The following is a 12,712-nucleotide window of genomic DNA, read 5'->3' on the forward strand; positions in this document are numbered from 1 at the left end:
TTATAACTATTTTGAAATTAATATCATTGTTTTAATATCATCAAACTCAATTTCTGTGCCGTTTTCTAAAGCGTCTACAAAAACTAAGTCGTCTGTTAATGTTTCAGACTTAATATAGTCTTCATTTTTTGAAACGGCTTCTTCTAAATTACCATCTCTTTTTATTTGTACTTTAATCTTATCAGTAACCTCAAATCCTGAATCTTTACGGATATTCTGAATTCTATTTACTAATTCTCTTGCAATGCCTTCATTTTTTAATTCTTCAGATATTGTTATGTCAAGCGCAACTGTAATTCCGTTTGAATTAGCAACCAGCCATCCTTCAATATCCTGCGATGTTATTTCGACGTCTTCTAATGATAAAGTTACATTATTTCCAGAAATAACAATATCCAGCGTTCCCTGCTTGTCTAATTGGTTAATCTGATCGGCAGAAAAACCTTGTATTTCCTTAGAAATCAAGCCCATATCTTTTCCAAAACGTGGCCCAAGTGCCTTAAAATTAGGTTTAATTTGCTTTACTAAAATACCAGAAGCATCGTCTAAAAGTTCAATTTCTTTCACGTTTACCTCAGCTTTTACTAAGTCAGAAATTGCTTCAATTTCAACTCTCTGATTCTCGTCAAGTACTGGAATCATTACCTTTTGCAGAGGCTGGCGTACTTTGATCATCTCTTTTTTACGAAGTGATAAAACCAAAGATGAGATGGTTTGCGCCTTCTGCATTTTGCTTTCCAACGTTTTATTAACAAAGTTTTCGACAAATTTTGGGAATTCAGCCAAGTGAACACTAGCAAAATCCTCGGTTCCCGTCGAAGCTGTTAAATCTCTGTACAATTTATCCATGAAAAAAGGAGCGACTGGAGCGCTTAATTTGCTGATTGTTAACAAGCAAGTATAAAGCGTTTGGTAAGCTGCAATTTTATCTTTAGCATATTCACCTTTCCAGAAACGACGACGGCATAAACGAACGTACCAGTTACTTAAGTTTTCCTGAACGAAGTCAGAAATTGCTCTTGTAGCTTTTGTCGGCTCGTAATCTTCATAACATTCATCAACAAATTTGATTAAAGTATGAAGTTCAGAAATAATCCATTGATCGATTTCTGGTCTTTCGTTTAACGGAATTTCCGCTTCAGCGTATTTAAATCCATCGATATTTGCATATAACGAAAAGAATGAATAGGTGTTGTATAATGTTCCAAAGAATTTACGACGAACCTCAGCAATTCCTTCAAGGTCAAACTTTAAGTTATCCCAAGGATTGGCATTCATGATCATGTACCAGCGTGTGGCATCAGGACCGTATTCTTCAATGGTTTTAAACGGGTCTATAGTATTTCCTTTACTCTTAGACATTTTTATTCCGTTTTTATCTAAAACCAAACCGTTTGAAACGACATTTTTATAAGCTACTTTATCAAAAACCAAAGTTCCGATAGCATGTAACGTATAAAACCATCCACGAGTCTGATCTACTCCTTCTGCGATAAAATTCGCTGGAAAATCTTTGTTCTCGTCTATTTTGTCTTTGTTCTCAAAAGGATAATGCCATTGTGCATAAGGCATTGCTCCAGAATCGAACCAAACGTCAATTAAATCGCTTTCGCGTTTCATTGGCTGGCCAGAAGCCGAAACCAAAGTAATTTGATCGACTACATTTTTGTGTAAATCGATTAAATCATAATTTGATTCAGACATGTTTCCAATTTCGAAACCTTTAAATGGGTTTTCTTTTTGAAAACCAGCTTCGATAGATTTCTCAATCGCATTGTACAATTCTTCAACAGAGCCGATAATAATTTCTTCTTTTTTATCTTCTGTTCTCCAGATTGGCAACGGAATTCCCCAATATCTAGAACGAGATAGGTTCCAGTCGTTGGCATTTTTCAACCAATTTCCAAAACGCCCCTCACCGGTAGACTTAGGTTTCCAGTTGATAGTTTCGTTCAGGTCGAACATTCTATCTTTTACATCGGTTACTTTAATGAACCAAGAATCTAGCGGATAATATAATAACGGCTCATCAGTTCTCCAGCTGTGTGGATAACTATGTACGTATTTTTCAACCTTAAAGGCTTTATTTTCTTCTTTTAATCGAATAGCAATTTCAACATCTACAGATTTCTCCGGAGCTTGTCCAGCATCGTAATATTCGTTTTTAACGTATTTACCAGCTAAATCTCCTAAATGAGAAGTAAATTTTCCTTGTAAATCTACTAACGGAACTGCATTTCCTTCTTCATCCAAAACCAACATTGGCGGTACTTCTGGCTTTGCTTCTTTTGCTACTTTGGCATCATCTGCACCAAAAGTTGGCGCTGTGTGTACAATTCCTGTTCCGTCTTCTGTTGTTACGAAGTCTCCAGCGATTACTCTAAATGCATTTTCAGCATTTTGATATGGCAATACATAAGGCAATAGTTGCTCGTAACGGATTTCTACTAAATCTGCCCCTTTTGCTTCGGTCAAGATTTTGTATGGAAGTTTTTTGTCGCCGTTTTTAACGTTATCAAAATCAGCATCGTCTTCACTTAAGAAAAACCCTTTACCGAATTGTTTTCCAACTAAGTTTTTAGCCAAAACAACATTGATCGGCTCAAAAGTATATTGATTGAAAGTTTTTACTAAAACATAATCAATTTTTGGCCCAACGGTTAAAGCTGTATTTGATGGCAATGTCCAAGGAGTTGTCGTCCAAGCTAAAATGTGAATATCTCCAAAACCTTGTAAAAAGCTTGGCAGTGTTTCTGGTAAAGTTTTGAATTGTGCAACAATCGTAGTATCGGTAACATCTCTATAAGCTCCAGGCTGATTTACTTCGTGAGAAGATAATCCTGTTCCCGCTTTTGGAGAATACGGCTGAATTGTGTATCCTTTGTACAACAAACCTTTATCATAGATTTGTTTCAAAAGCCACCAAACAGATTCCATGTATTTTGGCTTATAAGTTACATATGGATCTTCCATATCAACCCAATAACCCATTTTTTCGGTCAAGTCATTCCACACGTCAGTATAACGCATAACGGTTTTTTTACACGCTTCGTTATATTCTTCGATAGAAATCGTTTTACCAATATCTTCTTTTGTAATTCCAAGTTCTTTTTCGGTACCCAATTCTACAGGTAAACCGTGAGTATCCCAGCCGGCTTTTCTTTTTACCTGAAAACCTTTTTGAGTTTTATATCTGCAAAAAATATCTTTAATCGCACGCGCCATTACGTGGTGAATTCCTGGTAATCCGTTTGCTGAAGGTGGACCTTCAAAAAATACGAAAGGCTCAGCACCTTCGCGAGTTGTAACACTCTTTTCAAATATATTTTCTTTCTTCCAAAAATCAAGAACTTCTGACGCTGCAGCTGGCAAGTCAAGTCCTTTGTATTCAGTAAATTTTGTACTCATTTTATCCTTTTCTTAAACGAGGTGCGAAAGTAAGGAATTTTGAGGAAAATAGATAAAAGATAACGGAAAAAAGACTGGTTTAAAGAAATTTCGAGTAGATTCCGCAACAAGAAACAGCCTTTTTATTGATTTAAGAGAAAACTTCTTTTAAAATCTCTAAAGATTTAGGTTTTTTGAATCCTTCTAAATGCAGGCTATAATAATCAATTAAAATTTTCAACAGTATTTGTCTCTCTGCAACATGAAAGATCTTGAGATCATTATCGAATTTTAAATCGAGTAGTTTTTTAAACAAATTGGTTTCGTGTTCAGACAGCACATTTCCTTTTTGAAAAAGCGTAAAAACACCTTCATTCATTTCAAAAAATGGCAGATCAACTTCTGAAAGTTCAGGATAAAAACCAAGGTATTTTGTAATTTCTAAAAGCATTATTAAATGAAAGTTAGAAATTTCATCATGATGATCCAGCCATGTCAGCGCCGTTTCTAAAAAAACAAAAAGAGGTTCGTTTTTTTCTTCTTCCTGAATAGAATAATGAAGCATTTCTGAAAGAAACATTACCATCGTACTTTTCACAATATCTGTGTGAATGCTCTGAAAAGGAACTGCACTTTTTATTTCTTTGAAATTTTCTAAAGTTCCTTTATTCTTATGAACAGCCTCAATTTCTAAGATAGAAAACGGTTGAAAGTAAGCAATCTTCTGACTTGCTTTTCTGCTTGAAAAAGCATCGCGCACAAAATAAGATTTCAGTCCGCTGGAAAGTGTAAAGCATTTCACTATCAAGCTTTTTTCCTGAAATTTTAAAGACGAAATTACTATGGCTTTGGTTTTGACGAGCAATTTTAGATTTTTTGACTTCTTAGATATTAGACTTCTTAGATATTAGACTTCTTAGATATTAGACTTCTTAGATTTTTGACTTTTCACTTTTCATTTTTGACTTTTGACTTTTGACTTTTGACTTTTGACTTTCAGACTAACGAATAATCATAACTTTCTTAACCTTAGTTTCACTGCCGTCTTGTGCTGATATAAAAACCATATAAACGCCAGAAGCTACTTTATATTTACCAAAAGCGGCTGTATCCCACTCTATTGTTCCCCCAGAAGATGTTATTTCAAAAACTAAATTCCCTTCAATATCTGTGATTTTGACATTGGCTTTATCAATTAAACCAGCAACTTTCACTGTTCCTGAGTAAGCAGGACGAACTGGATTTGGATAAACGTAAACATTATTCAAATTATCATTTGCTCCTGTTGCTATTCCATTAAACGAAACCATTCCTTTATTGGTCGCAATAAAGACTTCTCCCGTTTTGCTATTTATTTTAATGTCGTTTACATAATTACTCGGCAAGGGAGAATTATTTATCGTAAAATGATATTTGGTTTCCTGACCATTTGGAGAAACCATAAAAACTCCCGAATCTGCTGTTCCTATCCATTTATTATTGGCTCCATCAACTGCTATAGAAGTAATAAATTGCTCATAAAGTAATTCTTGCGCCAAATCATCTTCTTCAATAATTATCGGATTTGCTTTTAACTGACTTTCCGACTGAAAGTTTCCAACATTAGATAAAACTCGTAAACCTTTTGTAGTTCCTATCCAAAGCTGGTTTTTTGTATCTATCGCTATACTTCTAACGTCTGCAATTGGCAGATTACCGACGTCGGTGCCGAAAGTCATTTTTTTAAATGTGTTTGTAGTTTCATTAAAACCTACAACACCATCTCTATTTGTTCCGATCCATTTTACATTATTTCGATCCACAGCTATGCTTGAATAACTAATATTTTCGGCATTACCAAAAATTGAAGTCATTGGGTAGCTTCCCCATTGACCATTTGTTTTTAAAACCTTCAGTCCATTTTTAATTCGGCTGTTCGTAATCCAAAGATTGCCAGATTTATCAAAAGCATTTGCATTTATACGAACATCTATATAATCTGCGCCAGCATTTGTAATTGATTCTAAGCCGCTGTTTTTTTCATCATATAAAAAATTCGGCACTTCGTTTTCAATCTTTAGTAATCCAGAAAAGAAGGAACTAGCATAAACTTGCTTTTCATTATTTGGATTTATTATCACTCTCGTAATTGATTTCGCATCATAAACTTCAGAATATGGAATATTCAGCCATCCTGAAACATTGTATCGGCTAATTCCGTAACTATCTAAAGGATACGGATCATATGATGTGTCATAATCCCCATATACAGCCCACAAAGTATTTGGACTTACATCTATTGAAAAAATATTATTTTTTACTGGCCCTGCTGGTGTATTGTTTTCAAAACTTGCTGTATTACTGAGTGCAGAAACAAACAATCCTTTTTCTTTTGTTCCAATGAAAATCTGATCTCCAACTGCTGTCGCACAGCTAAAATTTAAGGTATTATCTAAAACTTGGGTATTTGTAATCTGTCGATTTAAAACCATTTGATTATTATACACATACACTGTATTTGCAGTTGTAACAAACAAATTATGATTTTTTGCCCTCACATCAATTGCAGCTTGAGGCAACTGGGAGAAACCTATAAAAGTATTGGAATTAAATCGATGAATATATCCAGAATCGTTTACAGCAATAAGTTCTGCATCCAGAGCTTCTACACCAGACCAATTTCCTGTATTCACAACTGTCCATTGATTGTAATCTATAAGATTTGCATTTGTACTATCGGCTCTTCTAATACCGCTGGAAGTTGCGGCAAAAATAAATCCATTAAAAAAAGCGGTTTGTTTGACACTAATTTCGGCTCCGTTATCACCAATAAAATAGGTATCACCAAACTGAGAAGTATTTAAATTAAACTGAACAATTCCGAAATCGCACGAAACATAAACCAAACCATTATGTTCCATAAAATGATTGATTTTTTTCAAATTTGCCGGCAACTGCTTATTAATTATATCTACAATTTTTAATATACTTCCGTCGGTTTCGTTAATTAAAATCATTAAACCATTTTCATAGCCGACTATTGTTTTCTTGAATGTTTCACTATAATAAACTGCAGCAATAGTCTGCCCCGATAATCCGTCAACTGTAGTTGTGGTTTTTAAAACATTTGTTGTGGTGTTTTTTGAAAACAATGCATTTTCTGAAGCTGCAAAAACAGTTGTTGAAGATTCTGCAACATCTTTTATTTCATTAAAAGAAAAATATCCCAGCCAAGACGATTTATTCTGCGCCTGACAAAATTGTATTAGTACTAAAAATAAAACGCAGAAAGCTATTTTCTTCATCATTATAATGTATTCGGATAGACAAATATACTACAAACGAGATTATTTAATTTTTGGTGGAATAAAAAATGCCTCCGAATATCTTCTAAAAGATAATCGAAGGCATTTTAACATTGCAATTAAATTTTTAAACTACACCTTGTGCAAGCATAGCATCGGCAACTTTAACAAATCCGGCAATGTTCGCTCCTTTTACGTAGTTTACATATCCGTCTTCTTCTGCACCGTATTTTTTACATTGGTTGTGAATTCCAACCATGATATCTTTCAAACGCAAATCAACCTCTTCACTAGTCCAGTTTAAACGGATAGAATTTTGAGTCATTTCTAATCCAGAAGCAGCAACACCACCAGCATTTGCCGCTTTTCCTGGAGCAAATAATACTTTATTATCTAAGAAAAGTTTAATAGCATCTAATGTAGAAGGCATATTTGCAGCTTCAGTAACACATAAAACACCATTATCGATTAATTTTTGAGCATCATCTCCGTTTAACTCATTTTGTGTAGCACATGGAATTGCGATATCTACTTTTACTTCCCAAGGGCTTTTCCCTTTATGGAATACAGCATTTGGATATTTCTCCAAATATCTCTCAGCTCTATTGTCTCCAGTCGCTCTCATTTCAAGCATATGGTCAATTTTTTCGCCAGAGATTCCCTCTTCATCATAAATATATCCATCAGGACCAGAAATCGTAAGAACTTTTCCTCCAAGTTCGTTAACTTTTAAGGCAACTCCCCAAGCCACATTTCCGAATCCAGAAATTGCTACTCTTTTACCTTTTACTTCGTGACCAATTGTGCGTAACATTTGATCTGTAAAATAAACTACTCCGTATCCTGTAGCTTCTGGTCTAATTAATGAACCTCCGTAAGCTAAACCTTTTCCAGTTAAAACTCCTGTAAATTCATTTCTGATTCTTTTATATTGTCCAAATAAATATCCAATTTCTCTTGCTCCAACACCAATATCTCCAGCAGGAACATCAAGATCTGGACCAATATGACGACATAATTCTGTCATAAATGATTGACAGAAACGCATAATTTCTGCATCAGATTTTCCTTCTGGATCAAAATCAGAACCACCTTTTCCACCTCCCATCGGAAGTGTAGTAAGACTGTTTTTGAATACTTGTTCGAAAGCCAAGAATTTCAAAACTGATAAATTTACAGAGTGATGAAATCTAATTCCACCTTTATAAGGTCCGATTGCAGAGTTCATTTGAATTCTAAAACCTCTGTTTACAATGATCTCGCCTTTGTCATCTACCCAAGGAACTCTAAAAATTATAGAACGTTCTGGTTCTGCAATTCTTAGAAGTATATTTTTACCATCATATTTTTTGCGCTCAGATATGAAGGGAATTACTGTTTCTGCAAATTCTCTAACTGCTTGAAGAAATTCTGGCTCATTTGGATTTTTTGACTCAACTAGAGCCATAAATTCATTTATTTTTTGTTCCATATTTGAAATAAATTTTCAGATAATTTGATTTAATTTTCAGTTTTCCAACCTAAATCTTAGTTTAAGAAAACGTTTTCGTTTTAACACACAAAGATATATCAAATTCTGATTCGAAGTTATATTTTTCACTTTTTTGAATCGATTTGTGTTTTTTTCAAGCATTACAAAAAAACTCATTTTACATGTAGGTGTTTACATGCAAATCGCCTTTTAAAAGTTAGTAAATTAAGTATTTTGCTAGTTATTTTTCAATAGACCGATTTAATATTTTGAATCGATTAGGTTTTTTATATATTTGCCGAGATTTGTAAGCCCCTACGAAATGTCTAAACACCTATTTATCACATTATTTGCCTTCTTTGGTATATCAACCGCGGCATCAGCGCAATCAAACCTAGCCCAAGAGATAGGAGTCTATGCAGGACCTGTTACTTTACAGTCCGATTTTGGCGAAAGAAGCAACTTCGACACCAACGTTGGAAACTCAGGTTTTGGTATCGGAATTATGCACTTTATCAATTTTTCTGCTGCAAATAACAGAGAAAGTTTCTTTACAGAACATTTTAAAGTGCGCTCTGAACTTGCTTTCAGCAGAACTAATTTGAAACATTATGGCCAGTGGGTGGAAAGAAAGCCTGACGGACTATTTGCCCAGCAGCTTAAAAACATGCACGCAAGTTCTACTACTTTAGGTCTTGGAGCTCAATTAGAATTTTCTCCTTTTATGAAAATTCATGACTTCGAAAACACAATTGGTAGTTTCAGCCCGTATGGTAGTGTAGGTTTTCAAGTAAGCTATTATTCTACAAAAATCGGTTCACATTTAGGAGACATCACTCTTCCAAATGTAACTCCAGGAAAATACCTGACCCCATCTGATGGTCGTGCACATGGTTTTTCTAGTGAGAGCGGAGTAGTATTATCTGCAACAGCAGCAATTGGAGTACATTATAAATTAACCACAATGAGTGATTTAATGTTTGAAACTCGTTTTCAAATGTATAACTCAGATTGGATTGATGGATTAAACCCAAACAAAGACATTTACAAAGAAAACAAATCAAATGACTGGCAGGTTTGGTTTAACTTTGGATATATTTATTACTTAGAATTCTAACAGAATTTTAAATCTCAAAATATAAAAAATCCCAAATTCCAAAATATTACAATTGGAATTTGGGATTTTTTTATTTGGAATTTCTCTCTAAGATAAAGCCTGTTCTAAATCAGCAATTAAATCATCAGCATCTTCAATACCAACACTTAGTCGAACTAAATCATCGGTAATACCAACTTCTGCTCTTTTATCGGCAGGAATTGATGCGTGTGTCATTAAAGCTGGATGATTGGCTAATGATTCTACTCCACCAAGCGATTCTGCCAAAGTAAATACTTTTAGCTTTTCTAAAAATGCTATTGAATCTTCTTTTTTCCCTGATTTAAAATCAAACGAAACCATTCCTCCAAAAGCTTTCATTTGCTTTTTAGCAATTTCGTGAAACGGATGATTTTTTAAACCTGGATAATAAACCGTTTTTATTTTTGGGTGATTACTTAAATATTCAACTACTTTTTCGCCATTTTCGCAGTGTCTTTGCACCCTTAAAGCCAAAGTTTTGATTCCTCTTAAAACTAAAAAGCTGTCCATTGGTCCAAGTGTCGCGCCAGTTGCAAATTGCTGAAAATGCAGTTGTTCTCCAAGTGCCGGATCTTTTACAATTAAAGCTCCTGCAATCACATCAGAATGTCCTCCTAAATATTTCGTTGCTGAATGCATAACAATATCTGCTCCTAAATCTAATGGTTTTTGCAAATAAGGTGTTGCAAAAGTATTGTCTACCGCAAGAAGAATTTTCTTTTCTTGAGTAATTTTTGCAATTTCTTGAATATCGGCCAATTTCATCAATGGATTTGTCGGCGTTTCTACCCAGATTAATTTTGTGTTTTCGTTGATTAAACTTTTGAATTTTTCAATATCAGTCATATCAACAAAATGAAATTTAATTCCTGAATCTTTATAAATTCGAGAGAACATTCTATAAGTTCCACCGTATAAATCATCCATTGCAATAATTTCGTCACCCGCTTTAAAAGATCTTAAAACACAGTCTGTTGCTGCAAGACCAGACGAAAATGCTAATCCGCGAGTTCCGTTTTCGATGCTTGCCAAAGCTTCTTCCAATGCTGTACGCGTAGGGTTTGATGCTCTGCTGTATTCGTAATCTGCCAAAGGTTTCCCTGGGCTTGTCTGAATAAAAGTTGACGTTTGGTATACTGGCGGCATAACTGCTCCTGTAGATGGATCATGGTGCTGTCCTCCATGTATAACTTTTGTATTAAATTTCATATAGTTATAAGTTTTAAATCTATAATTGTTGTACAAATTTACCGCTTAATTTATTTTATCGCGACACAACTTCTTACCTTTGTTTATAATTAACACTTTTTGATATGAAAAATTACATATTTATAATCTTTTTGTGTTTGATTTTTACAAGTTGCAAAAAAGAGCTTTCATTTGAGAATGAAAGGTTTGAAGAAAAATCTAATATTTCGTGCAAAACTGATTGTCCGGAAATCACTATAGAAGTTCCAGTTGCCAAAAATATTAAAGTAATATCAGACAGCATTAATAAGAAAGTTTTCTCTGTAATAAAGGAGATTGTTTTTTTTGGTGAAGATTCAACACAAGTCAATGACTACAAATCATTGTCTAAATCTTTTATTGCTTCGTATGAAGAAATGCGTCAAAAATTCCCAAATGACACTTTTGGATGGGAGGCGAAAATAATTGGCAATGTTGAATTTCAATCTGATTCGATTTTAAATCTTAAAATTGATCATTACACCTTTACCGGCGGTGCACATGGTTATCAAGGTTATCGTTCCCTATTATTTAATGCGAAAACTGGAAAAACAATATTCAACAATCAATTATTTAAAAACGAAAAAGATTTTAAGGCCTTCGCCGAAAAAGCATTTCGGGCAAAATACAAAATACCAGCAGAAGCGAATATTAATGCAACAGGTTTAATGTTTGAAAATGATAAATTTCAGCTGCCGCAAAACATATTTTATACTTCAGAAGGTCTGCTCTTATATTACAACTCATATGAAGCCGCTTCATATGCAGATGGTCCAAAAGAAATTTTGTTCCCTTATGATGAAGTCAATAAGTACTTGAATTTTCATTAAATATTTTAGATTAAATAAATTCAGCATCTACACAATTTTTGTAGATATGCTGGATGTAGACTCACTGCGGTGCGTCTCTACAGAAAAACCTTTGTCACTTTGTTTCTCTGAACCTCTGCACCTCTTTATTGAACATCATACTTCATTTTACGTAAAACACGAAGTGCTTCTTTAAAAGAAGAATAAACATTTTTATAAGGTTTTAAAAGCAATTTGGCATCTATCAGCTTTTGTCTTGCCTCTTCAAAACCATTTAAATGACAAATCATAAACGTAGAAGGCAGGTTTTCTAAATCCTTCATTTCACGTTCAGACAATATGATATTTTTTTGAAGTTTAGCCAACAAAGCCATATTCGCATTGTATATATGGTACAACATTTTTCTGTTGAATTCTGGCGGCTGAAAAAGCATTTGACGGTCTATTTTATAGTAACCATTGTCAAAAAAATGAATAGTTTGTTCTTCCAGCGGATAATAACTCGTTTTATCATTTAAGCCAAGCGGCACATATTCTGTAATCGTAAAACTATCATCATCATAAAAAATGGTGACAACATCCTGCGCAGAATAGAAAAGTTTAATCTGCTCATTAATTAGTTCGATATCAACTCGTGACAAATACGTTTTATCCCGTATTTTTTTGGGAACACCAGCCCAGCAAATCACAAATAATTCTTTAAAAACATGATATTTCGGCGACATATCTTTATGCCTGAAATTCATAAAATCAATAACACCGTCTAAAGTATATTGAATGCTGTTTCGAGAACTATTTTCAATTCCGATTACAGTTTCTGTATTCTGATAGTTTTTTTCAACCTCTTCCCCACTTTCCAGCGGAATCGAATTACTGCCTCGCCTTATAAAAACACTATTAGCAAGAATGGTATGAATTCCTTTTTTAAAATAAGAAACTTTACTTTTTGGTTTTATAGTAACCAGACCAATCACTTTATCTTTTGGAAGATTTGGAAAAGGGACATTTTCGTATTGAATTTTAGGCGGATTTTCTAAAAAAGCATTTACAAGATTCTGAATTCGGCTGTCATCAAAAAAATCATCGCCGACAATTTCATTATCCTGATCTTCAACTCCAACAACGATATAAGAATTATTATTTGGATTTGAGTTTGATAATGCGCAAATGTGTTTGAGAAACTTGCCTTTTCCTTCTCGAGAATGAAGATTCAGCTGCCTTTTTTTATCATAAAAACTGCTCTCATCATTGTGAGCAAGCAAATTCTTTATCAAAAGGCGTTTATTAATCATTATTTAGACTCCTTAGAAAGTTAGATCTTTAGACTTCTTAGATATTGGTTTTCAGATTTCTAAATTAATCTAAAGATCTAACTTTCTAAGAAGTCTATCAATCT

8 protein-coding genes are annotated in these 12,712 nt (G+C 33.9%); 2 read left to right on the forward strand and 6 right to left on the reverse strand.

The features are described 5' to 3' along the window. Positions 1-6 precede the first annotated feature (6 nt). The 4 genes from ileS to gdhA all read right to left on the reverse strand — a co-directional run bounded on the left by ileS (position 7) and on the right by gdhA (position 8,142). The gene (ileS, locus tag QMG60_RS03155; protein ID WP_281866849.1) at positions 7-3,408 is read right to left on the reverse strand and encodes an isoleucine--tRNA ligase; all 3,402 of its coding nucleotides are present in this window, start codon (positions 3,406-3,408) and stop codon (positions 7-9) included. A 130-nt stretch (positions 3,409-3,538) separates the two neighbouring features. Next, complete coding sequence (recO, locus tag QMG60_RS03160) at positions 3,539-4,252, reverse strand: DNA repair protein RecO (protein ID WP_281866850.1); 714 nt, start codon at positions 4,250-4,252, stop codon at positions 3,539-3,541. A gap of 136 nt (positions 4,253-4,388) precedes the next feature. Then, positions 4,389-6,671: a T9SS type A sorting domain-containing protein gene (locus QMG60_RS03165; RefSeq protein ID WP_281867922.1), complete on the reverse strand. Its 2,283-nt coding sequence runs from the start codon at positions 6,669-6,671 to the stop codon at positions 4,389-4,391. Between the two features lie 127 nt (positions 6,672-6,798). Beyond that, on the reverse strand, positions 6,799-8,142 hold the full coding sequence (gene gdhA, locus QMG60_RS03170) for an NADP-specific glutamate dehydrogenase (protein WP_057115210.1): 1,344 nt from the start codon (positions 8,140-8,142) through the stop codon (positions 6,799-6,801). A gap of 322 nt (positions 8,143-8,464) precedes the next feature. Here gdhA and QMG60_RS03175 point away from each other — a divergent pair, with 322 nt between their 5' ends. After that, entirely contained in the window at positions 8,465-9,259 is a 795-nt protein-coding gene (locus QMG60_RS03175) for a hypothetical protein (RefSeq protein WP_057115211.1), read from the forward strand. Between the two features lie 87 nt (positions 9,260-9,346). Here QMG60_RS03175 and QMG60_RS03180 read toward each other — a convergent pair whose 3' ends face one another. Beyond that, complete coding sequence (locus QMG60_RS03180; RefSeq protein WP_281866851.1) at positions 9,347-10,489, reverse strand: cystathionine gamma-synthase; 1,143 nt, start codon at positions 10,487-10,489, stop codon at positions 9,347-9,349. 104 nt (positions 10,490-10,593) lie between these two features. On the opposite strand from QMG60_RS03180, the gene QMG60_RS03185 reads away from it, so the two are divergent. After that, positions 10,594-11,337, forward strand: coding sequence for a DUF3298 and DUF4163 domain-containing protein (locus QMG60_RS03185; RefSeq protein WP_281866852.1), 744 nt, complete (start codon positions 10,594-10,596; stop codon positions 11,335-11,337). A gap of 125 nt (positions 11,338-11,462) precedes the next feature. Here QMG60_RS03185 and QMG60_RS03190 read toward each other — a convergent pair whose 3' ends face one another. Next, entirely contained in the window at positions 11,463-12,608 is a 1,146-nt protein-coding gene (locus QMG60_RS03190; protein ID WP_281866853.1) for an ATP-binding protein, read from the reverse strand. Between the last annotated feature and the right edge of the window lie 104 nt (positions 12,609-12,712).

It is taken from the genome of Flavobacterium sp. GSB-24 (genome assembly GCF_027924665.1).
Taxonomy (GTDB): domain Bacteria; phylum Bacteroidota; class Bacteroidia; order Flavobacteriales; family Flavobacteriaceae; genus Flavobacterium.

Coding starts and splice junctions, on each gene's coding strand:
- ileS (WP_281866849.1), bottom strand. CDS start 3,408: ATGAGTACAAAATTTACTGAATACAAAGGACTTGACTTGCCAGCTGCA.
- QMG60_RS03165 (WP_281867922.1), bottom strand. CDS start 6,671: ATGAAGAAAATAGCTTTCTGCGTTTTATTTTTAGTACTAATACAATTT.
- gdhA (WP_057115210.1), bottom strand. CDS start 8,142: ATGGAACAAAAAATAAATGAATTTATGGCTCTAGTTGAGTCAAAAAAT.
- QMG60_RS03175 (WP_057115211.1), top strand. CDS start 8,465: ATGTCTAAACACCTATTTATCACATTATTTGCCTTCTTTGGTATATCA.
- QMG60_RS03180 (WP_281866851.1), bottom strand. CDS start 10,489: ATGAAATTTAATACAAAAGTTATACATGGAGGACAGCACCATGATCCA.
- QMG60_RS03185 (WP_281866852.1), top strand. CDS start 10,594: ATGAAAAATTACATATTTATAATCTTTTTGTGTTTGATTTTTACAAGT.
- QMG60_RS03190 (WP_281866853.1), bottom strand. CDS start 12,608: ATGATTAATAAACGCCTTTTGATAAAGAATTTGCTTGCTCACAATGAT.